This is a genomic window from Pseudomonas sp. MF08831 (assembly GCF_059862645.1).
The window spans coordinates 184,445-206,573 of the sequence record NZ_JCBCUX010000009.1; the positions used below are offsets into that span (position 1 = coordinate 184,445).

20 protein-coding genes are annotated in these 22,129 nt (G+C 63.4%); 9 read left to right on the forward strand and 11 right to left on the reverse strand.

Going from position 1 to position 22,129, the window contains the following annotated elements; genetic code table 11:
- Positions 1–93 precede the first annotated feature (93 nt).
- On the forward strand, positions 94–897 hold the full coding sequence (locus tag AC19YS_RS19940) for a SirB1 family protein (RefSeq protein WP_500602472.1): 804 nt from the start codon (positions 94–96) through the stop codon (positions 895–897).
- A 215-nt stretch (positions 898–1,112) separates the two neighbouring features.
- On the opposite strand, the gene AC19YS_RS19945 is transcribed toward AC19YS_RS19940, so the two are convergent.
- The 4 genes from AC19YS_RS19945 to hmgA all read right to left on the reverse strand — a co-directional run bounded on the left by AC19YS_RS19945 (position 1,113) and on the right by hmgA (position 5,850).
- Positions 1,113–2,483 (reverse strand): MFS transporter, encoded by a 1,371-nt coding sequence (locus AC19YS_RS19945; protein ID WP_500602473.1) that lies wholly within the window; start codon positions 2,481–2,483, stop codon positions 1,113–1,115.
- A gap of 136 nt (positions 2,484–2,619) precedes the next feature.
- Positions 2,620–3,264, reverse strand: coding sequence for a maleylacetoacetate isomerase (gene maiA, locus AC19YS_RS19950; protein ID WP_169368279.1), 645 nt, complete (start codon positions 3,262–3,264; stop codon positions 2,620–2,622).
- Positions 3,265–3,276: 12 nt separating this feature from the next.
- On the reverse strand, positions 3,277–4,563 hold the full coding sequence (gene fahA, locus AC19YS_RS19955; RefSeq protein ID WP_169368278.1) for a fumarylacetoacetase: 1,287 nt from the start codon (positions 4,561–4,563) through the stop codon (positions 3,277–3,279).
- A 3-nt stretch (positions 4,564–4,566) separates the two neighbouring features.
- Entirely contained in the window at positions 4,567–5,850 is a 1,284-nt protein-coding gene (gene hmgA, locus AC19YS_RS19960; RefSeq protein WP_500602474.1) for a homogentisate 1,2-dioxygenase, read from the reverse strand.
- A 121-nt stretch (positions 5,851–5,971) separates the two neighbouring features.
- Between hmgA and AC19YS_RS19965 the strand changes: the two genes are divergently transcribed.
- Positions 5,972–6,751 carry an IclR family transcriptional regulator gene (locus tag AC19YS_RS19965; protein WP_500602475.1) on the forward strand — a complete coding sequence of 260 codons (780 nt, stop codon included), beginning with the start codon at positions 5,972–5,974 and terminating at the stop codon, positions 6,749–6,751.
- Position 6,752: 1 nt separating this feature from the next.
- On the opposite strand, the gene dacB is transcribed toward AC19YS_RS19965, so the two are convergent.
- The 7 genes from dacB to AC19YS_RS20000 form a co-directional block, all read right to left on the reverse strand.
- Positions 6,753–8,210, reverse strand: a complete 1,458-nt coding sequence (gene dacB, locus AC19YS_RS19970; RefSeq protein WP_367241247.1) for a D-alanyl-D-alanine carboxypeptidase/D-alanyl-D-alanine endopeptidase — start codon at positions 8,208–8,210, stop codon at positions 6,753–6,755.
- A 335-nt stretch (positions 8,211–8,545) separates the two neighbouring features.
- Positions 8,546–10,966, reverse strand: a complete 2,421-nt coding sequence (locus AC19YS_RS19975) for a TonB-dependent siderophore receptor (protein ID WP_500602476.1) — start codon at positions 10,964–10,966, stop codon at positions 8,546–8,548.
- 109 nt (positions 10,967–11,075) lie between these two features.
- Positions 11,076–12,011 carry a glutathione S-transferase family protein gene (locus tag AC19YS_RS19980; protein ID WP_500602477.1) on the reverse strand — a complete coding sequence of 312 codons (936 nt, stop codon included), beginning with the start codon at positions 12,009–12,011 and terminating at the stop codon, positions 11,076–11,078.
- 76 nt (positions 12,012–12,087) lie between these two features.
- Complete coding sequence (locus AC19YS_RS19985) at positions 12,088–12,363, reverse strand: GIY-YIG nuclease family protein (protein WP_025855645.1); 276 nt, start codon at positions 12,361–12,363, stop codon at positions 12,088–12,090.
- 36 nt (positions 12,364–12,399) lie between these two features.
- Positions 12,400–12,870 carry a nuclear transport factor 2 family protein gene (locus tag AC19YS_RS19990; protein ID WP_106579503.1) on the reverse strand — a complete coding sequence of 157 codons (471 nt, stop codon included), beginning with the start codon at positions 12,868–12,870 and terminating at the stop codon, positions 12,400–12,402.
- Between the two features lie 91 nt (positions 12,871–12,961).
- Complete coding sequence (locus tag AC19YS_RS19995; RefSeq protein WP_106579504.1) at positions 12,962–13,597, reverse strand: response regulator; 636 nt, start codon at positions 13,595–13,597, stop codon at positions 12,962–12,964.
- Between the two features lie 205 nt (positions 13,598–13,802).
- Positions 13,803–14,633, reverse strand: coding sequence for a response regulator (locus tag AC19YS_RS20000; protein WP_500602478.1), 831 nt, complete (start codon positions 14,631–14,633; stop codon positions 13,803–13,805).
- A gap of 399 nt (positions 14,634–15,032) precedes the next feature.
- Here AC19YS_RS20000 and AC19YS_RS20005 point away from each other — a divergent pair, with 399 nt between their 5' ends.
- From AC19YS_RS20005 to AC19YS_RS20035, 7 genes are all read left to right on the forward strand, one after another.
- On the forward strand, positions 15,033–15,662 hold the full coding sequence (locus AC19YS_RS20005; protein ID WP_106579505.1) for a DUF1120 domain-containing protein: 630 nt from the start codon (positions 15,033–15,035) through the stop codon (positions 15,660–15,662).
- Between the two features lie 73 nt (positions 15,663–15,735).
- Positions 15,736–16,359, forward strand: a complete 624-nt coding sequence (locus AC19YS_RS20010) for a DUF1120 domain-containing protein (RefSeq protein WP_119738468.1) — start codon at positions 15,736–15,738, stop codon at positions 16,357–16,359.
- Positions 16,360–16,405: 46 nt separating this feature from the next.
- Positions 16,406–17,026, forward strand: a complete 621-nt coding sequence (locus AC19YS_RS20015) for a DUF1120 domain-containing protein (protein WP_500602479.1) — start codon at positions 16,406–16,408, stop codon at positions 17,024–17,026.
- Positions 17,027–17,062: 36 nt separating this feature from the next.
- Positions 17,063–17,689: a DUF1120 domain-containing protein gene (locus tag AC19YS_RS20020; RefSeq protein WP_500602480.1), complete on the forward strand. Its 627-nt coding sequence runs from the start codon at positions 17,063–17,065 to the stop codon at positions 17,687–17,689.
- Positions 17,690–17,717: 28 nt separating this feature from the next.
- Entirely contained in the window at positions 17,718–18,416 is a 699-nt protein-coding gene (locus AC19YS_RS20025; RefSeq protein WP_442793520.1) for a fimbria/pilus chaperone family protein, read from the forward strand.
- A gap of 125 nt (positions 18,417–18,541) precedes the next feature.
- The gene (locus tag AC19YS_RS20030; protein ID WP_325167566.1) at positions 18,542–20,989 is read left to right on the forward strand and encodes a fimbria/pilus outer membrane usher protein; all 2,448 of its coding nucleotides are present in this window, start codon (positions 18,542–18,544) and stop codon (positions 20,987–20,989) included.
- Between the two features lie 8 nt (positions 20,990–20,997).
- Positions 20,998–22,125 carry a DUF1120 domain-containing protein gene (locus tag AC19YS_RS20035; RefSeq protein WP_200624541.1) on the forward strand — a complete coding sequence of 376 codons (1,128 nt, stop codon included), beginning with the start codon at positions 20,998–21,000 and terminating at the stop codon, positions 22,123–22,125.
- Positions 22,126–22,129: the final 4 nt, after the last annotated feature.

The following is a 22,129-nucleotide window of genomic DNA, read 5'->3' on the forward strand; positions in this document are numbered from 1 at the left end:
ACAGACCCCGCGACATAAGCAGGCCGGATATTTCTTAATCACTGGACGAAAATTCACAGCAAGGCTAAAACGGGGCATCCGCCGGAGAACGCAATGAATCCCCGCACAGCCTTTTTCGCCTGCCTGGACCGTTCACCCCCAGCGCTGTTTGAAGCCGCGCTGTGGATTGCTGCCGAACACGACCCGGCCGTACAGCCGCTGTTGATCCTGCAAGAGCTGACCCTGCTGCAACAACAGGTCAGCGTGGGCATGCCCCTGTTGCCGTCGGATGAACTCGGCCAGCCGCTGCTGCGGCGCCTGAATGACCTGGGCTTCGCTCAGGATGACTTCACCCCACTGCGCCCCGCCGCGGCCCTTCTCGACAAGGTGCTGCAACGTAAACGCGGGCAGCCGTTGGCGATGGGCCTGATTGCGCTGGAGATGGCCCGGCGCCTGGACATTCCGATGGTCGGTGTGAATTTTCCGGGGCATTTCCTGCTGCGCGTGCCCGGTGCCGATCACCTGCTGGACCCCTGCGGCGGGCGGCGTCTGTACCCCAATGATTGCCGTGAGTTGCTGCACCGCCAGTACGGCCCGAACCTCAAGTTACAGGCCGACCACTTGCTCTCCGCCGAGCCGCGCTCGATCCTGCAACGGTTGTCACGCAACCTGCGCCAACTGCACCTCTCCAACGACAACCCGCTGGCTGCCTTGATCGACGCCGAGCGCGTGCTGGAATTGGGCAACGCCAGCGCCGCCGATTACCTGGCTCGGGCCAGCCTGTACCAGCGCCTGGATTGCCCCAGCGCCGAGCGCTTCGACCTGGAGCACGCGTTGTTGCTCAGCGACGACCCGATCCAGCGCCTGCGCCTGACCGAGCGGCTGGGGCACTTGCCGCCCAATTCAGTGGTGCATTGAACTGGTGATTGCGGCTTATATGGCTGGTCGTGGCGAGCGGGCTTGCCCCGCGTTGGGCTGCGCAGCAGCCCCAATCCCCAATCCCCAATCAAAATAGTCACCGCATCTCTCCAGACAAACCGCGGTGGCAGGTTTTTGGGGCCGCTTTGCAGCCCAACGCGGGGCAAGCCCGCTCGCCACAACACGCCATCACAACATCTACCCAGCCAACACCATCAGTGCTTGGCCGGTGCTTTGAGAATATCGCTGTGGAACGGCCCCTTCGCCGCAACTGATCCAGGCGAACGCACCTGAATGATCAACAGCGCTGCGATCACCGCCGGAATCGCGCAGAAGAAGAAAATCTGCTGCACCGGGATATGCATGGCCAACAGCATGCTGCCAAACAGCGGTCCCAGGATTGACCCGAATCGCCCCACGCCCAAAGCCCAGCCGGTGCCCGTGGCGCGCACATGTGCCGGGTAGAAATTGCTGGCGAAGGCATTGAGGGTCAGTTGCCCACCGATGATGCAGAACCCGGCCGCAAACACACAGGCCACCAGATAACGCGGGTTATCGTGATTCAAGCCGAGCAGGATGGTGCACACCGCAGCGGCGGCCAACACACCGGACAACAGCCGCACTTTGCTTTGCAAGCGATCGGCAAACCAGGCCATGCCGATGGCACCCAAGGTGCCGGCAAACAGGAACATCGAGGTCACCAGATTGGCTTCCTTCAATGGCAGGCCGCTTTCCAGCAACAACGACGGCAGCCAACTGATCATGAAATACAGCAGGATCAGGCTGACGAAAAAGGTTGCCCAGATCAGCACGGTCGGGCGCGCGTAACCCTTGCGAAACAGCTCCACCACCGTCAGTTTGCTGCCCTGCTCCTGAAGGTTTTCAGCTTCACTCGCCAGCGGCGGTTGCCAACCCGGCAGCATGCGCGCGGTGACTGTACGCAAGCGCGCATACGGCGGTACATCGCGTAACAGCCGCGGCAGGGATTCCGGCAACAGCCACATCAGGAAAGGAAACAGCAGCAACGGCGTCACGCCGCCCGCCAGGAACACCGCCTGCCAGCCGTAGCCTTCGATAAACCCGGCGGCGACAAAACCGCCGGCTGCGCCGCCAAACGAAAAGCCACACGCGGCCAGCGTCACCATCAAGGTGCGCATCCGCGGGGGCGAATAGTCCGACATCAGCGCCATGGCACTCGGCATCGCGCCGCCCATGCCGATGCCGCAGATAAACCGCGCGGCCATCAACGTGGTCAGGGAATTGGCAAACACCATCAGCACCGTGAGAGTGGCGTAGATCAGCACGCAGCCGAGCAGGATGCGGCGCACGCCGAAGCGGTCGGCCAATGGCGTCACCAGCAGCGAGCCGAGCGTCAGGCCCAGCAGGTTGGCGCTGAACACCGGGCCGAACGCGGCTTTTTCCAGGCCCCAATCCTTGGCCAATGCCGGCACCACATAACCCAGTACCTGGGCATCGTAGCCATCGGTGACCAGCAGCAACGCCAGCAACACGAGGATCAACCACTGATAGCGCGACACCGGACGGGCGTCGAGTGCCGCACGAAAGCTGGCAATCTGATTGTGCATCGCAAGGTACCTATTATTTTTATAAGGGTGACGCTGATCAACTGGGGGCGCTGGCTTGCCTGCGATGACGGCCTGTCATGTGCGCCATCACTGGCTGACACTGCGCTATCGCAGGCAAGCCCGCTCCCCCATTGATTTAGGGTGTGTCCGGGGTATCGGGTTGGTTAGCCGGGTGCGCCTGCACAAATGCCGGATGCTGCGCCGCCAACGCCGCCACGCGCGCAATGCGTGGGTACGCCGCCAGCGGCACTTTGAAGCGCTCCGCCGCATACAACTGCGGAATCAAAAATGCATCCGCCATCCCCGGCTGCTCGCCAAAACAAAACCCTTTATCCCCAATCAACTGCTCCACCGCGCCCAGGCCCTGGCTGATCCAATGCCCGATCCACTCCAGCAATTGCGCTTCATCGTGCCCCCACTTGCGCAATAGGTTCTGGGTACTGGAGTTGTGCAGCGGGTGAATATCACAGCCGATGATAGACGCCACTGCGCGCTCATGGGCGCGCGTCGCCAGGTCTTTGGAAAGCAGCGGCGCCTGTGGATAACGCTCCTCCAGGTACTCGATGATTGCCGGCGACTGAATCAACAGTTCGCCTTCGTCCGTGCGCAACGCCGGCACGCGGCCCTGCGGGTTGATCGCCAGGTAGTCCGGCTGGCGATTGGCACCGCCCGGCGGCACCAGCAAATTGACCGGCACCGCGGTGACGTCCAGCCCCTTGAGCGCCAGGGCGATCCGCACGCGGTATGACGAAGTGGAGCGGTAATAAGTGTAGAGTTCCATCGCCCTGCCCTCTTAACGCGCCGCGACGACGGTGCCACGGCACTCGCCGAACCCGATGGAGGCAAACCCTTCGCGGCTGCAACGCGCGCGCAGGATGATTTCGTCGCCGTCTTCGAGAAACTTACGGACCTCGCCCGAGGCCAGTTCAATCGGCTTTTTACCGCCTTCGGTAATCTCCAGCAGGCTGCCGAACTGCCCCGGCTGCGGCCCAGACAATGTGCCCGAACCAAACAGATCACCGGCCTGCAATTGGCAGCCGTTGACGCTGTGGTGCGCAACCATTTGCGCCACAGTCCAGTACATGTGCTGGGTGTTGCTCAGGGTCAGACGATGGGCCGGCAGGTTTTGCTCGCGCATCGCGGCGGTGGTCAGCAGCACTTCCAGTTCGATGTCGAAACCGCCTGCGGCCTGGTCACGCTTATCCAGCAGGTACGGCAGCGGTTGCGGATCGCCCTCGGGGCGTGCCGGTTGGGCTTTGCGGAACGGCTCCAAGGCTTCGGCCGTCACCACCCAGGGCGAAATGCTGGTGATGAAACTTTTCGACAGGAAAGGCCCCAGTGGCTGGTATTCCCAGGCCTGGATATCGCGCGCCGACCAGTCATTGAGCAGGCAGAAACCAGCGATGTGCTCGGCCGCATCGCCAATCGCGATCGCGTCGCCCATGGCATTGCCCTGGCCGATCCAGATGCCCAGTTCCAGTTCGTAATCCAGGCGCGCGCAAGGACCAAACGTTGGCTCGGTTTGGCCGGCCGGCAGCGTCTGGCCTTTAGGCCGACGCACCTCGGTGCCCGACGGGCGAATGGTGGAGGCACGGCCGTGATAACCGATCGGCACGTATTTGTAGTTGGGCAGCAGAGGGTTGTCGGGGCGGAACAATTTGCCAACGTTCTGCGCGTGTTCGATGCCGACGTAAAAGTCGGTGTAGTCATTGATTTTTGCCGGCAAGTGCATCTGGCAATCGGCGGCGAAGTGCAGCACCTGCGCCTCACGGGTTTGCAGTTTGCTGCCTTCGGCAAGCAGCTCCAGCAGGCGTTCGCGCAAGGCCAAACGCGGGCCACGGCCAAGCTCGAAGAACGCATTCAACTGGCCGCCGACAGTCGCCTCGACCGCGCGGCGGGCTTCGCCGTCAAACTCATCCAGGGCCGCGTGCAGGTCGAGAATGCAGTCGCCAATCGCCACGCCGCTGCGCGGTGCCGAGCCATTGATACTGAACACGCCCAGCGGCAGGTTCTGCAGGGGAAAGTCCTGGTGACCGTTGGCGGAGGCCACCCAACTGCGGGCTAGGGTTGGTTGAGTCATGGGTTATCTCCGGTTCGGGTTGAAGGTGGCAGGCAGTGAGGCCCAGCACGCGTCGTAAGCGGGTTGCAGTTGCGGGCATTCCAGGGCGAACTGTGTGGGGCGCAGCACTTGGCTGGTCTCGAACATGAAGGCCATGGTGTTATCAATCTTGTGCGGCGCCAGCTCGACATTGATCGCCTTGGTGCAGGTTTCACCGTCCGGGCCGTGCGCGCTCATGCAGCTGTGCAGCGAGGCGCCGCCGGGCAGGAAGCCTTCGGCCTTGGCGTCGTAGGCGCCCTGGATCAGGCCCATGTATTCGTTCATCAGGTTGCGGTGGAACCACGGCGGCCGGAAGGTGTTCTCGGCCACCATCCAGCGCGGCGGGAAGATGACGAAGTCGAGGTTGGCCAGGCCGTGCACGCTGGTGGGCGAGGTCAATACGGTAAAAATCGACGGGTCCGGATGATCGAAGCTCACGGTACCAATGGTGTTGAAACGGCGCAGGTCGTATTTGTACGGCACGTTATTGCCGTGCCAGGCGACCACGTTGAGCGGTGAGTGATCGAGTTCGCAGCCCCACAGCTCGCCGAGAAATTTCTGCACCAGCGCTGTCGGCTTTTTGAGGTCTTCGTAGTGGGCAACTGGTGTGAGGAAGTCACGCGGGTTGGCCAGGCCGTTGCTGCCAATCGGGCCAAGGTCGGGCAGGCGCAGCGGCGCGCCATGGTTTTCCGCGATGTAGCCGCGTGCATGCGCGTCCAGCAGTTCGACGCGAAATTTCAGGCCCCGCGGCAGTACGACAATTTCCAACGGCTCCACGTCCAGCATGCCCAATTCGGTGGCGATGCGCAGGCGACCCTGCTCGGGGACGATCAACAGTTCGCCGTCGGCGTTGAAGAACACGCGCTCCATCGAGCGATTGGCGCGGTAGGTGTAGATGCTGATGCCAGACGGCTGCTGCGACCCGGCGTTGGCGACCATGCCCACCAGGCCGTCGATGAAATCGGTGGGCTCACTCGGAATATCCAGAGGGTTCCAGCGCAAGCGGTTGGGCGTCACTGCGCCCAACGGCCCACCGGCCAACTGCCGCTCAAGCTTGACGAACGCCGGGTGATTGGCCGACGGCTGAATGCGGTACAGCCAGGTGCGGCGGGCTTCGCTGCGCGCCATGGTAAAGGCTGTGCCGGAGAACAGTTCGGTGTACAGGCCGTACGGGGCTTTTTGCGGGGAGTTCTGGCCGACGGGCAGCGCGCCAGGCAGGGCTTCGCTGGCGAATTGATTGCCAAAGCCCGATTGGTATTCGAGGTTCATGGAGCATCCTCTGAGCGGAAGTTGTTTTTATCGTAATCCATTTACGCATAACGTAATTTGATCACTGTCGACCGTCAAGCTATAAAGACGCCCATTCCCCCTCTCGGATTCTCGCTCCTCCATGGAAAAGCCCCGCGACACCGGTAAACAGAAAGTCCGCTCGGCCGAAGTGGGCACCGATATTCTCAAGGCCCTCGCCGAACTGTCGCCGGCCACGTCGCTGTCGCGCCTGGCCGAGCATGTGCAGATGCCGGCGAGCAAGGTTCACCGTTATTTACAGGCGCTGATCGCCTCGGGTTTTGCTGAACAGAACACCGCCACCAACCATTACGGCCTGGGTCGCGAGGCGTTGCGCGTGGGGCTGGCCGCGCTGGGCAGCATGGATGTGCTGAAAGTCGGCGCCGTGCCCCTGGCGGAACTGCGCGATGAATTGAATGAAACCTGCTTTCTGGCGGTGTGGGGCAACCAGGGCGCGACTGTCGTGCACATCGAGCCGGCGGTGCGCGCGATCACGGTGGTGACGCAGCTGGGTTCGGTGTTGCCGCTGCTCAGCTCGTCCACCGGGCTGGTGTTCAGCGCTTACCTGCCATCGCGGGAAACCGTGGAATTGCGCGAACGCGAGATCCAGGCGGGTATCGCCCATGCGTTGGCGGACGATCAGGCTTACGCCACCGCGTGCGAGCAGATCCGCAGCCGTGGCCTGCACTTTGTGCACGGTTTGCTGATGCCCGGCGTCGACGCGTTGTCGGCACCGGTGTTCAACGCGGTCGGCCAGGTGGCAGCCGTGATGACCGTGGTCGGCCCGACCTCACTGTTCCACGCCGATGAAGATGGCCCGGCGGCGCAGCGCTTGCTGGCGGCGACCCGGGCCGTGAGTTGGCGGATGGGCTATCAGCCCTGAATCAATCGTCCCAGCGTGACAGGGCCACGGCCACGCGGTTCTCCAGCGCCTTGACCTGCGCACCGGCCACCACGTAGTTATTGCTCAGCATCGAGAACACCAACGTGCGCCCATGGGCGTCGTTGAGGTAGCCGCTTAATGACGAGACGCCGCCCATGGAGCCGGTTTTGGCATGCAGGTTGTTTTCAGCCGGCGTGCCGCGCAGGCGATAGCTCAGGCTGCCGCCGGTCATGCGGTCAGTGTTGCCGGCAATCGGCAGCGCGTTGTACCAGGCGTTGAACCACGGCTGCTTGCGCGCGGCCAGCAGCAGGTCGGTGAGGGTTTGCGACGACACCAGGTTCTGCCGTGACAGCCCGGAGCCGTCGACCTGGCGCAGCGCCGTGGTGTCAAGGCCCTGGCGCTTGAGGAAACCGGCGACGGCCACCACACCCGCCGCCGCCGTGCCGCTATTGGCGGTCTGACGGCCCATGGCCTTGAGCAAGGCTTCGGACATGTTGTTGTTCGAGAGTTTGAGCAGCGGCGTGATCAATTCCTGTAACGGCGCCGATTGATGCTCGGCCAGCACGGTCGCCGCAACCGGGCTTGCGCCGCCCATCACCCGCCGCCCGAGCACCGTGATGCCCTGCTGCGCCAATGCGTGTTCAAACAGGTTGGCCACCAGTTGCGTCGGCTCCCAGACACTGACCAGCTGCGGGCTCTGCCTGCCCGGCGCCACCGCGCCGCTGAGCTGCAGAAGATTGGTGCCATGGCGGCGGTTGATGCCATACGTATTGCCCGGCCCACTGACGGCGCGGTTGCTCAATTGCAGGTAGTCGGTGGGCGGAAAGATCTCGACACTCACCGGTTGGCCGACACGCGCCGGCGCCTTGGCCGTGACCAGCACGCTGCCCGCATCAAAATCCGCATTGGGTGACACGGTCAGCGCCGAAATCTGCGCGCCATAGTAGGTGGTCTCATCATCGTGGGACCAATCGACACCGAGCCGCTCGGCGTCAAACCAGGTGTCGTCAAACACCAGATCGCCCTGGACCTGACGCACGCCCTGGCTGGCCAACTGCGCGGCCAGGGCCTGGTAGTCGGCGAATTGGATCGTCGGGTCGCCGAGGCCACGCAGGTACAGATTGCCAGTCAGGCGATCGCCCTGGCGTATGCCGTTGCTCAGCAGTTGCGTGGAAAACCGGTATTGCGGGCCCAGCACGTCCATCGCCGCCGCCGTGGTCAGCAGCTTGAGATTGGACGCGGGGACCAGACGCGTGCGCGGGTTGTGCTGATAAAGCGTGGCGCCACTGCGCGCGTCACGCACCGTCAGTGAAACCGTGGCGCCGTGCAGCGCCGGGTCGGCCAGCAGCTGGTTCAGGGTCGCCTGGGTGGAGGTCTGCGAAACGCTCGCGCAGCCGCCCAGCAAGAAGCTCAAGCCAACCAGCATTGCGCTGGTGTGTATCCATCTGCCCAAGTGCATCAGTAGCGTTTTCCCGCGAAGTCTTCAGTGGCGGCAACGCTACCAGCTCAATGCCGTTGTGGCGAGCGGGGCTGTCGTGGCCAGTGGGCTTGTTGCGGCCACCGGGCTTGTTGTGGCGAGCGGGCTTGTTGTGGCCACCGGGTTTGTTGTGGCCACCGGGTTTGTTGTGGCGAGCGGGCTTGCCCCGCGCTGGGCTGCGAAGCGGCCCCTGGCAAGGCCACCGCGTATTTCCTGGCCCACCGCAGTGCTTGGTTTTGGGGCTGCTTCGCAGCCCTACGCGGGGCAAGCCCGCTCGCCACAGCAGCCCGCCCGCGACTGAATGCCCACCAGGCACGTTAAAACTGAAGCGTGCTGGACACCGACACCTGCCGCGCATCGCCGAGCGACACAAACACCCGGCTCGCGGCCGAGGTGTAGTACGTGCGGTCGAACAGGTTCTTCACATTGAGCTGGAACTTGACCTTCTGGCCTTCGATCTTGGTGTCGTAGGTGGCAAACGCGTCGGCAACGGTGTAGCCCGGCAGGTTGAAATCGTTGGCGGCATCGCCTGCGCGCTCGCCGACATAGCGGGCACCTGCGCCCATCCGCAGCTGATCACCACCAAAAATAGTGCCGAAATCGTAGACCGCCGACAGCGAGCCCGTGTGCTTGGCCACGTTTTGCAGGCGGTTGCCCTCAAGCGTCGGGTCTTTGTCCTTGGTGTCGAGTGCATCGGTGTAGGCGTAGCTGCCGATCACGCTCCATTGGTCGGTCAACTGGCCGGTGGCGTCCAGTTCCAGGCCACGGGAGCGCACTTGCCCGGCAATGCTGTAAACGGTGTTGGCCCCTGATCCCACCGAGACCAGCACGTTGCGTTTATCGATATTGAACAACGCCGCGCTGGCGGTGATACGCCCTGGGATGTCGAGCTTGGCCCCCAATTCCCACGACTTGGATTCCTCAGGCGTGAGGTCGCCGGTCAACGTGCTGCCGTCAGCCAAGGCGGCGATGGTGGAGTTGGGTTTGAACGACTCGGTGTAGCTGCCGTAGAACGACAACTCATCCGTGTAGCGGTACACCAGGCCGGCGCGCGGCACCCACGCCTGGCCATTGCCGTTGGTGTTGGCCGTGAACGGCACACCCTTGCCGGCGTACTGGTCGTACATCTGATAGCGCACACCGCCCACCAGGATCCACTGATCGGTCAGGTGAATGGCGTCCTGGAAAAATAGTGAGTCGCTGCGCAGCAGGTCCGTCTGAGCGCTGTCCTTGGCACTGACGGTGGTGCCTTGCACGTCCTTGCCGTAGACCGGATCGAGGTAGCTGAAGGCGCTGCGTTGCGCCTGGCGGATCAAGTCGGCGCGGTAGATCTTGCGGTACTCATCGTCCAGGCCGAACACCAGGTCATGCTGCATGCCACCGACGTTGACGCTGCCTTCCAGGCTCATCGTGGCGAAGCGATCGGTGGTCAGCGCACCCCGTGTGCCGTCCATGCTGCGGGTCAGGGTGCCATTGGGATTGACCGAAACCGTGCGCACCTGGCTGGCATCATAGGTCTCGCGGTTCCAGCTGTAGCCGAAGTGCGCCTTCCAGTCGTCGTTCAAGTCGTGGTCGACTTCCAGGCGGTACAGGTCGGAGCGGCCTTCCATGTTGTTGAACGGCTCATCCAGGCGACGGGTCGTGGGGATGTTCAGCGGGTGATTGGTCTTGGGGTCGATGGCGGTGCCCCGGTCGAACGGCGAGAGGAATTCGCGGTGCTCGTAGGCAAAGACCACTTTGGTGGTGTCGCCGTACCAGGCCAGGGACGGTGCCACCAGCGTCTCGCGGTGGGTGCCGAAATTGCGCCAGTAATCTTCGTCTTCATGGTCGACGATCAGTCGGTACGCCAGGCCACTGTCGCCAATCGGGCCGGTGGTATCGAGGTTACCGCCACTGCCGTTCTTGCCATCGCCGAAGGTCGAGCCACGGGCGGTCAGGGAGGTGGATTGGGTCAGTTCCGGCTTTTTGCTGACGATATTGACCACGCCGCCCGGGTCCTGAATACCGTACAACAATGAAGATGGCCCCTTGAGCACTTCAACGCGCTCAGCGGTGGAGTTCAGCGCACGCCCCTGCACCACGGGCATGCCGTCTTGCATGATCGAGCCATTACGGTTATCGCCAAACCCGCGCAGCATCACCGCGTCCTGGGTACTGGCCAAGGTGTTGGCCTGGGTGATGCCGCTGATATTGGCCAGAGCGTCGTCCAGGTTACGCGGGGTCTGGTCGCGCAGCACCTGGGCGGGCACCACGTTGACGGTTTGCGGGGTTTCCAGCAACAGGCCATGGGAGCGCATCACCGAACTGGTGGGTGGCGGCTGGTAACTGGTGCTGTCCTGGGCCTGGCCGGCGCCGCTGATGGTGGTGGCGCCGAGGTTGACCGCGCCGTCGGTGGGCACAGGTTCAAGGGCCAAGGTGCGGGCGTCGATCTGGCGGAAGGTAAAGCCTGAGTGGCCGAGCAGGCGTTGCAGGGCCTGGGTCGCGCTCATCTGCCCGCTGACGGCAGGGGCGCTGAGACCGTAGGGTGCTTCATCGGTATAGATCACGCTGATCCCGGTGACGCGGCTGAAATCACTCAGGGCCTGAGGCAGCGGCTTGGCTGCCAGCGCAAAATTGAACTGGGCGCTTTGCTGCTCCTGCGCCTGCGCAACGGCCAGGGGCAGCAACGCCAGCCCCGACACCGCCAGTACCGAGGCTCCCAGCCACTGTTTTACCCAACCGCCCGCCGTCGATTTCATGCTCTGAGAACCCGTGTAGAAAACGCTGTTAATGCGAATAGATCGCAGTTTCAAGCACTACACGGATGGGCGGTGGATTTACCTCACGTTGTTTTGAAAATAATTTGATTTACTGCGCCTGAATGCGAAAACCCAACCGTGGGAAATGCACATGCACGGTGCCGCCGCGTTCGTCGGTACGCCGCAGGATCAATTCCTCACGCCCGGCGAACAGCAACTCGCCGGCCACCAGGTCGGTGCCGTAATCGGTGGCGCAAATGGTCACCTGCTGGCCAGGCTTGAAGCCGTTCAAGTCCTCGAACAGTTCATCCGGCAAGGCCGCAGGCGTCGCGTTACGCGCCACGTCCAAGGCCTGTTCGGCGCTCATCTCGCTGGCGGTGCCATGGCCAAAGCTCAGTACACGGTCCAGCCAGGCAGCGACGGCGGGATAGGCATCCACCAGCGGCGCCGTCACCGTGGAGCCCTTGAGGAACCACAACGGATGCGCCAGGGCAAAGTCTGCAATCGACGGCTCGCCGAACAGGAAATCCCCTGCCTGGTGCTGCAATTGCTGATCGATGCGGCTGATAATCGTCGGCCATTGGTGCTTGGCCCGATCCAATTGCACGCGGGTCGCAGTGCCGCCGCTGAACAGTTTTGCGCGGTCCGCCACCAGCACGTCAAGCATCTGCGGCGGTACCTTGGCGAACTTGACGGCCAGGGATTCGGGCTGGAACACCAGCGCAACGGCATGCGAGAACACCAACGAATCGGCCCACGCGGCGAAGCTTTGCGTGACCAGCTCCAGGCCTTGGGGAAACAGCGCCGGCGCGGACTTTTCCTGCTCCAGGCGGTGGGCGATCAAGGCAGTGTCGCAGTAGATATCGGCGCCGACTTGCAGCACCGGCGTCTTGCGATAACCGCCGGTGAGGGCCGTGAGGTCAGGCTTGGGCATCACCGGCGAGATAAACACCGAGCGCCAGGACAAGCCCTTGAAGCCCAGCATCAGGCGGGCTTTTTCAGCAAAGGGGGATTGCGGGTAGTGGTGCAGGATCAACTCAAACATGCCAGGCTCCGCTCAAGTAAGTGAGCCGCTAGCTTAGCCTGCAACACCCCACGTGCGGACGATGGGAACCCATCAGTCAAATCAATGAACCGCTCGCCGCCAGGCACTCCTTGGCACTCTTTTTGAGCTTTTTGATCAGCCGCTCCTGGCGCAGCGCCTCGCCCTTGCTCGCGCATTGCTCGGTGTACACCAAAGCCACCGCGGGGCTGGACAAAAAGAACCGCGCGCCCTTGCCGCTTTGGTGAGAAGCAAAGCGGCGCACCGGGTCATTGCTGATGCCGCAATACAGCGAGCCATTGGCGGCGCGCACCAGGTAGACAAACCAGGGTTTGGGTTCAGGAAGATCAGTCACAGGTCGTTTCGGCAAACCAGAGGAGCGCCAATCTTATCAACGACCGGCCTGAAATGCCTTGAGGCCTTTAAGCGCCTGGGCGCGCACGGCGTTTTTCAACGCAGGCGACCAACCCAGCAACAACCCCTTGAGGCCCAGTGCCTGGCGCGACCAGCGCCACAGGTCGAAGTGATCGTGGTGCTCGCAGATCCTGCCATCGCGAAACACAAACCGCGCGCCAATATCGTTGACTACCGTGTTGCCGGTGGCGCTGAACAGGTACGTCGCCACCCAATGCGCGCTGCCGGTGGTTTCATCGCTGCGCACATGGTCGAAGGTCAGGGAAAAATTCTTCGCGCGGGTGGTGAGCATGCGCCACATGTCACCTGCGTCACGCCCGCGCAGTTCGCCGAACGCGGGGTCGCTGAACACCACATCGTCGGTGTAGCAGGCGGCCATGGCTTCGGCATCCAGGCGCTGGAAGGCACTGTAGAACTCGGTGATCAGGGCGTTGTGGGCATCACTCATGGGCAGGCTCCGCAGGCGTCGAAAAGGTAGGCGCACGATAAGCCGCCAGCGCCGGTAAGGCTACCGACATTCGCCGCGCAAATGACCACGCTTACGGCACCATGCCACTGCTGCGGGCATAGGCGAACAAATCCACGTCGGTGGAGATGCACAACCGGCTCATGGCCGTGCTTTTTTGTTTGCTGATGGTCGAGATGCTGCGATTGACCCGGGCGGCAATCTGGCTGACGGTCATACCGCTGGCGAGCATGCGCACCACCTCGCGTTCTTTGCCGGACAACTGCGGTACGGCTTGCTGGTCGCCGGGGCCAGCTTCCACCAACTGCACCCGCAGGCTTTCGCTGACAAAGGTATGGCCTTCGCTCACCGCCTTGATGGCCTGGGGCAACTCCCTGGCCGAGGCACTCTTGGCCACGATGGCCCGCGCGCCTTGTGCGAAGGAAGCGCGCAGCGTGGCGATGTTGGCGAACATGGTCACCAGAATCACAGGCAATCGCGGGTATTGACGTTGCATCAGGCTCAACAGGCCGTACCCATCAGCCTGCTGATTGCCCGGCATGGCAAAGTCGGTCACCAGCAGGTCACACGGCGTGCTGTCGAGCACCGCCAGCAGTTGATCGGGGCCATCGGCCTCGCCGACCACCTTGCACTTTCCACTGGCCTCGATCACGACTTTTTGGCCGATACGCACAATCGGATGATCGTCAGCAATTATTACGCGAAGCATGAGACCCACCATGATGGCAACTTGACCTACGCAAAATAGCGCCGGATGTGGCCGGCAACAACCGCCAAGAAAAGCAGCCAGGGCGGCCCGTGCAGCATTCTTGGCTACCGAGATTTATACCTACAAAACAAACAGAGCAGGCCGTCAGAAAGGAGCTACAGCTCAGGGCGAAATCTTCCTTCACCCCAGATGAAAGCCTGCGTCTTCACAGTGCCGACAAGTACGCCAGGTAACGCATCAGGTCCTGGCGCAACCGGATCAAGTCGCGCGCATGCGTGGCTACGCCGTCGCCACTTACCCGTGTCATCAGTTGCAGGCCGCGTTTTTCCAGCGAGGTGACGCCCAGAAAGGCCACGCTGCCAATCAACCGGTGCAGGTGTTGAACGGTGTCGGCGCCATCGAGGCGCACCACCGCGCCCGAGAGCGCGCGCAGGTCTTGGCGGGCTTCATGGATCAGGCTGCCAAGCATGCTGTCCACCACTTCGCTGCGGCCAAACATCTGCACCAGCGTCGTACGGGTTGGCCAGCCTTTTTGCCCGACCAATGCCTGTGCCTTCGTGCCCTGCTCGAATGCGCCCACGTGGGCTTGGTCCAGCCAATAGACCAGGACGTGGTGCAGCTGCAAAAAAGTCAGCGGTTTGATCAGCCACGCGTCCATGCCGGCTTCCAGGCATAGGCGGACTTCGCCAGGGCCCAGGTTTGAGGTCAGGCCGATGATGGGCAGTCGCGTCGACAGCGCCTCACGTTCGCGGCGGCGGATTTCGCGCGTCATGGCATAGCCGTCCATGAGCGGCATCTGGCAGTCGGTCAGGATCAGATCAAAGTGCTGCACGTCCATCGCAGCCAGTGCGGCACGCCCATCCCTGCACGCTTTGTGGCCCAGGCCGAGGCGGTCGAGAATTCCGCTCATCAGCAGGCAGTAGGCCGGATGGTCGTCAACCACCAACACCTTGAGCCGTTGCCAGCAGGCAGGCGCGGCGGTCAACGCCCGCGGCTCATCCCCACCCATGCTGCCTGGGGGAGTGCCTGATGACATGACTACCTCAACTTACCGTATCGACGGACGATGATGCACGCCATGCGTGCAGGAAACGGCCGCGCTCTGGCCGATCGGGCGCGGCATTCTGAAGCATCTTTTTGATGTTTTTATGACGGTTCAGCGGCGCAAAACGTATTCGAATGACTGCGCCTGGACGATACAAAAACTACGAAACTTCACAATTCCTACGTAAACAAAAGCTGGTTCTGACATGAGCGAATACTCCTTTGCCCTATCCGCTTACTCTCGTATTTGTTGTATTTCCCCAACTCGCCCCCCTCTATAAATTCGCCGCACCCCAACAAGGGGCGCGGCCTGTCCTCTCCATGGGTCGCAACACACATTGCTGTTTGCCCCAAGGCACAGTCAGCAATCCTTGCACCGGAACCTCACGACATGAATAAGTCCCTAGCAGCACTCGCCCTCTTTTTAGTGGCCGCTCATCAAGGCCAGGCTGTTGCCGCAAGCTCGGTGGAGTTGATCGTCAAAGGCCTGATCACCCCGAGTGCCTGCACACCGACCTTGTCCGCCAACGGCATCGTCGATCACGGCAAGCTTTCCGCCAAGGACCTCAATCAAGGCACCCCCACTGATCTGCCAGCCGTGACCTTGCAGATGAATGTGAACTGCGATGCCCAGACCTTGTTTGGCTTGAACGGCAACGACAACCGGGCGTCCTCAGCCATCGTCGCGACGGGCTATGGGCTGGGCTTGATCGATAACACGCAAAAAATCGGCACCTACCACCTTGAGCTTGTGAACCCGGTTGCGGACAACGTCGCCGTCATACCCCTGGAGTCCAACAACGGTGGGCAAACCTGGAGCGCGATTGATGGTGAATATTGGTACAGCGGCAACCTGGCCGGTTTCGGCGGTGTTTCCGGTGGCCTGTATGTACCCGTGCCGATTCAGGACCTGACCACTGACTTGGCCGTGATGACCCAGATCGCGCCTGCGCAAGACTTGAACCTGAGCAATGAAGTGTCCCTCGACGGCTCCGCCACGATCGAAGTGAAGTACCTGTAAACAAGGCTCGCTGACCCGGTGCCACGACGCATCGGATCAGCCTCGCGCGTATCGCCCTACTTGGAGGTTTTACATGATCCATCGCACCCTCGCCCCAGTGTTCATGGCGCTGATGGCCGTCATTCCCCAGGCATTTGCCTCCAGCGCCACTGACCTTAGGATCACCGGCCTGATCACGCCCAGCGCCTGCATGCCCAACCTGTCCAGTGGCGGTGTGGTCGATCATGGCAAGTTGACGGTGAAGGACCTCGATCCCCAACTGCCTACTCGCCTGGAGACCGTCAACCTGCAATTGGAGGTCACCTGCGAGGCAGAAACCCTGTTCACCCTGACCACCGTCGACAACCGCTCCGGCACCTCGGCCATCCACCCGGCGAGCCATGGCCTGGGCCGGGTCAATGACGACCAGATGCTGGGCAGCGTGGCGTTCAACGTACTGGATGCGGTTGCCGACAATGTGCCGGTGCGCACCCTCTTATCCAGCAACGGCGGTGCCGACTGGCGTCCTTCGACGTACCTGGGCCATGCCGGGCTGACCGCTTTCGCCGCCGCCGACAACCTCAACGTCCCGATTGCGGTGAAGGTGTTGACGGCCCGACTCAGCGCCTTCACCACCCTGGTAAAAGCCACCGACCTGACCCTGGTGGATGAAATGCCCATCGATGGTCATGCCACGCTGCAAGTGAAGTACTGGTAAGCCCGACCTTGCTCTTTTACCTGCCAAATCAGGAGTGGCCCGCACGATGAACAGCCTGCGCAATGCCCTTGCTACCGCCCTGCTGCTGGGCACCAGCACCAGTACCTTCGCCGTCTCCACAATCGACCTGACGGTCAAGGGCCTGATCACCCCCAGCGCCTGCACACCCACTCTGTCGGCCGCAGGAACCGTCGATTACGGAAAACTCTCGGTCAACGATCTGCACCCGACCTACAGCACTGACCTGCCGCAGGTCACCCTCAACCTGCAGATTGCCTGCGAAGCCACCACGCCAATGGCCTTCAAACTCATCGATAACCGCCCTGGCACCAATACCATCGGCGCCAACATGGGGCTTGGCCTGACGGACGCGGGGGAAAAGATCGGCTCTGCCTGGCTTTACTTCCACAACCCGGTGGCCGACGGCACCCCCGCCGACGTGAGCGTTTCGCTCACCAATGGCAGCAGCTGGATCAGGGCCATCAACCTGGATACGCGAGGCCTGTATGCCCCCAGCGCTGCCGCCGATTTCAGCGTGCCGATCGCCATCAAGCACTTCGCCACTGAACTGCAAGTGGGCGGCGTCATTGCGCCCACCAGCAGCATGACGTTAACCCGCGAAGTGGTCATCGATGGCAATGCCACCGTTGAAGTGCTGTACCTGTAACTGGCGCCACCCAACCCCCACGGTGATAACGACGCAATGAACCCATCGACCATCACCCGGGCGCTCACGCTGTTCGCCTTGCACCTGACGCCGGCCTTCGCCGCGTCAACCGTGGACCTGAGCGTTACCGGCCGGATCACGCCCCAGGCCTGCACTGTGTCGCTGTCCGACAGCGGCCTGATCGATTACGGCAAGATCCCGGCGCGCACTTTGAGACCGAGTGAGTTCACGCCACTGCCCAGCCGGCAAATGGGCCTGGGCATCAACTGTGAGGGGCCGACGCTGTTTGCACTGGTGGGTATCGACAATCAGCCGGATTCCTCTGTGAACCCCGAGGTTCTGTACGGCTTGGGCATGAACATTCACGCGCCGAGCGAACGCCTGGGCTCGGTAGGTTTGTCATTGCGCGGGCCGGTGGGCGACGGCAGCGCCCAGCAGGTGATCAGCTCCGCGGACGGCGGGAGCACCTGGCACCCAGAGCCCAATGCACATCCCAGGCACTACATGGGTTTCGCCCGCCTCGACACGCTGGTGCCCATCCCCATCAGGCAACTGGTTGCCAGCCTGCGGGTGGACACCGCCATCAGCCCGGCCAATAGCCTGACGCTGAAGCAAGAAGTGCCTTTGCAAGGTTCGATCACCCTGGACCTCAAGTACCTGTAACCCTTAGTGAATGAGTCCTCAGATGACGATGCATGTTTCCTGGATACGCGCCGGTTGTGCCGGCCTCGCTGTATGGTGCTCCGCCGCGGCGCTGGCCGATGGAATGGTGCCAGACACCTCGGTGGTGATCGTGCACGAGGCGGACGGCGAAGCGGCCGTGTCTGTGACCAATACCGACAGCAAGCTGGCCCTGTTGCACGTGACCCTCGAAGACGTTCCCGAAGACCGGTCCACCTTGCTGTTCGTCACTCCGCCGCTGTCACGGGTGGAGCCCGGCAAGCGTCAGCTGGTGCGGTTCATCCTGCAATCGGACGAGCCGCTTAAAACCCAACGGCTCAAACGGGTGGTCTTCGAAGGCATGCCCCAGCAACGCACCGGCGCCGAAGCCGGGCGTGCCCAAGTGGGCGTCACGGTGCGCCAGAACCTGCCGGTGATCCTGCACCCCAAGGGTCTGGCACCCAACCGTGAGCCGTGGCTGGGCCTGACCTGGCACCTGGACGGCGACCGGCTCAGCGTGCGCAACCCCACACCGTACGTGGTGCGCCTTGCGCAGGCATTGCGGCTGTTGCCCGGCAACGGCTCGACCTTGCTGCCGCGCACGTATGTGTTGCCGGGAGAAACCCTGACGGTCGCGGCCCAGGGGACGGGGGCGACGTCAGTGCGCCTGCAGCCGGCCACGGTGTATGGCTTTGCTGTCGCGCCCTACGAGGCCCCCATCACGCCTTGATCCAACCGCGTCGAACCCTGCCGACGCCTCTATAAAACGAAGTGACCCCTGCGAAGGTCACCGGGAAGACCGCCTGGCGCGTCCGCAAACCTTGCCTCGGGCTTCCCTCAAAAGAGTGTAATTGTGTGAACACAATCATGAATTACCGTGACGGCGAAGCCCTGTCCGGCGTTATGCCGCGCCCGTCACTCGTGCAACTGGGCGGCATCGCCTGGGCGCTCAGCCATCTGCTGCTGGCCGAAAAGGCCTGGGCAGACGACGCGCCGTCAACCGGTTCGTTCGACCACCAGACCCTGCACCAGCGTGGCATCGACCCGCAACTGGCCAGCCTGCTGCTGGAAACGCCACGCTTTACCCGCGGCCGCCACGCCGTCAACCTGGAGGTCAACGGCCAACGGCGCGGTCGGGTCGACGTCAGCTTCGATGACCACGGCGCGGTGTGCTTTGACGCTGCTTTATTGCAAGCCGGTCAGTTGGTCGCACCGCCACGCCGCGTCGACGCCTGCCACGCCTTTGTCGAGCACTACCCGCAAACGGTGATCGAACCCGACCCGGCCGGCCTGGCCCTGTCACTGGTAGTGCCTACGCAGGCGCTGCGCATTGCGCCGCAGGACGTTTCCGGCTACAGCACCGGCGGTTTCGCAGCCTTGCTCAACTACGATGTGACCGGCCTGCACAACGAATACGGCGACAGCAGCAGCCGGTTCGGCTCGGCCAACACCGAAGTCGGCTTTAACGCCGGCGACTGGATCGTGCGCAGCCGCCAGGTACAGACCTGGCAGGACGGCGTCTCGCGCAGCAACCACCTGGATGCCTACGCCCAACGGACCTTTGCCAGCCAGCAGGCGGTGTTGCAGGCCGGGCAGATCAACCTCTACAACCCGGTGCTGGCGGGAGCCCCGATCACCGGCGTGCAAGTGCTCACCGAGCAGGCGCTGCAAGACCAGGATCAGGGCGCGACGATCGATGGCATCGCCAACGGCCCGGCCAAGGTGGAGGTGCGGCAAAACGGTGCGTTGGTTCACTCCACAGTGGTCCCCGCGGGGCCGTTTTCCCTCAGCCAAGTGCCGCGCTTGAACGGGCGCTCCGATGTCGAAGTGACGGTCAAGGAAGCGTCCGGCGAAGAACGGCGCTTCAGCGTGCCGGCGGCGATGCTGGGGCTGGGTCTGCCGGCACCGGGTTACGCCGTGGCAGCCGGCACAGTGCGCAACATCGGCGACAGCGATGGCGCCGCCCCCTGGGTGGTCAGTGCCGGGTGGACGGCTGCAGTCCACCCACTGATCACGCTGGGCAGCGGCCTGCTGGTGGCCCAAGACTATCGCTCGGTCGGGGCCAACCTGGGTGTGCTGCCCTGGCAGGACAGCCAGCTGCAATGGGCGGTGGTCGCCGCCGAGGCAACTCGCCAGGCGCAAGCGCGCGGCGTGCAGGTGGACCTCTCGTGGTCCCAGCAAATAGGTGAACGCTGGGCCATCAGCGCCGCCAACACGTGGCGCAGCGAAGGCTATCGCGACCTCACCGAATCGACCTACGCCGCCCATACCCGCGAGCAGCAGCGCTCACGCTACCGCGACCAGCAAAGCGCCACGGTCTCCTGGGCGCATCCATGGCTGGGAGCCTTCAGCGCCGGCGTGTCGCGCGTCGCCTCCTTTGCCGGCGACAGCAGCAGTCGCGCACTGGCGTCGTGGGGCACGCAAGTGGGCGGGGTATCGCTGTCCGCCACCGCCGAATGGCAAATGGGCGGCCGCCGTTACAACGATGACAGCCTGTACCTGAACCTCAGCCTGCCCTTGGGCGAAAACCGTCGAGGCCGCGCCTGGGTACGAAACTCCGGGGGCGAGCACCGCATCGGCATCGGCGTCAACGAACCGCTCAACGATCAACTGGCCTATCGGGTGGGCGTTGAACATGACAGCCGCGACCGCGAGGTGGAGTCATCCCTCGGGGTTTCGGCCCTGCCGTTCTACAGTCAGCTGGACTTCAACTACAGCCGCTCCAGCGACGCGCGTTCCAGCTACCAGGGCGGCGCGCGCGGCGGTGTGGTGGTGCATGGCGACGGTGTGACCTTGTCGCCCTACCCGGTGCGCGACACCTTTGCGCTGCTGTCGGTGGGCCAGATGCCCGGCGTCAAGGTCAGTACGCCAAGCGGCCCGGTGTGGACCGACTGGCAAGGCCAGGCCGTGGTGCCGCAGATCAGCGCCTATGGCCGTAGCCCGGTAGAAGTGCAGACGCGCTCGTTGCCGCGCAATGCCGACATCAGCAATGGCCTGGCCGTGGTTTCGGCAGGGCGCGGCGCCGTCGACCGGCTGGCGTTCGGCGTGGCCCTGACGCGTCGGGCCTTGCTGACCCTTGACCGGCCGGTGCCGCGCGGCGCGACGGTCACCACCGACGACGGCGAGTTCGTCACGCTGGTGCAGGAAGGCAACCAGGTATTCCTGCCCAATGTGCTCGACCCTCGGCCGCTCTGGATCCAGGGCCCCGGGCAGCCGCGTTGCGCCCTGCGCTTTGACCTGCCGCAAAAGGCCGACCCCGACGTGTATTTCGAAACCGCACCCGCCCGTTGCGTGACTCTGTGAGGACTCTCTTGAAACGTCATTACTGCCTCGCCGCCCTGCTACTGACGGGCGCCGCCCACGCCCACGCCCAGGACGATTGCCGACTGGACGTGAGTGAGTCGCTGCTGGATTTTGGCTCGATCCGCCGCGCCATTGACCCGGCACCCGGCCCTGAACGACTGCTGGGTGAACGGCGCCTGAGCATGACCTTGGACTGCCCGCAGAGCAGCGACCTGAGCGTGTTCTACCGCGGCCTGGCCGCCAGCGCCGAGCGTTTGCGCTTCACCCAGGGCGGCAGCTACCGCGTGCACGTACACGCTGGCCTGCTGGACGGCCGCGCTGTAGCGCTGGGGTTGCTGGCGGCCAGCGGCCAGCCGCCGATTGCCAGCGCCCAGGCCCTGGACTGGCGCCCCGAGCATGGCATCGTACCGATGCTCAACGGCCTGCCCGCGCATGGCCGCAGTTTCTCCCTGCAACTGGCAGTCAGTGCCTATGCCGAGGAGCGCGCCACGCCTGTGCGCGATGCCGTTACCTGGGACACCACCGGGCGAATCGAGGCTGCCGGCTCCGGGCGCTCGCGGGCGCTGCGCCTGCAGGCGCATTTTGCGCCGGCGGCCTGCACGCCCGGGCTGTCCAACGGCGGGACGGTGAGCTTTGGCAAGCTGTCGATCAACGACTTGAGCCGCGATCAGGACACACGCCTGCCGGCCCGGCCGCTGACGCTCACGGTGGCCTGTGACGGGCCGACGCCGTTTGCCCTGGTCATGAAGGACAACCGCGACGGCTCCGCCACCGGCGGCCTGGATGAAACCGCCTATGGCTTGGGCGTGGATGCACGCGGGCAGAAAATCGGGCGCTACTACCTGACGGTCGACCCTGCCCAGATCAGCGCCGACAACTTCTCCCGGGTGTATCGCACCGACTCCACCACGGGCGGCTCGGCCTGGAGCATTGCCAACAGCAGCCCCATCGACGTCGGCGCGCGCAGCCTTCTGGGGTTTACCCCGGCGGCCGGCAGCACCCAGGGCCCCGAGGCCCTGCAAAACCTCAGCGCTTTACTGAGCCTGAAGGCATTTATTGCACCACTCGACAGCCTGGACCTGAGCACTGAGGTTCGGCTCGACGGTTCGGCCACGCTCGAAATTACCTACCTGTAAGCGC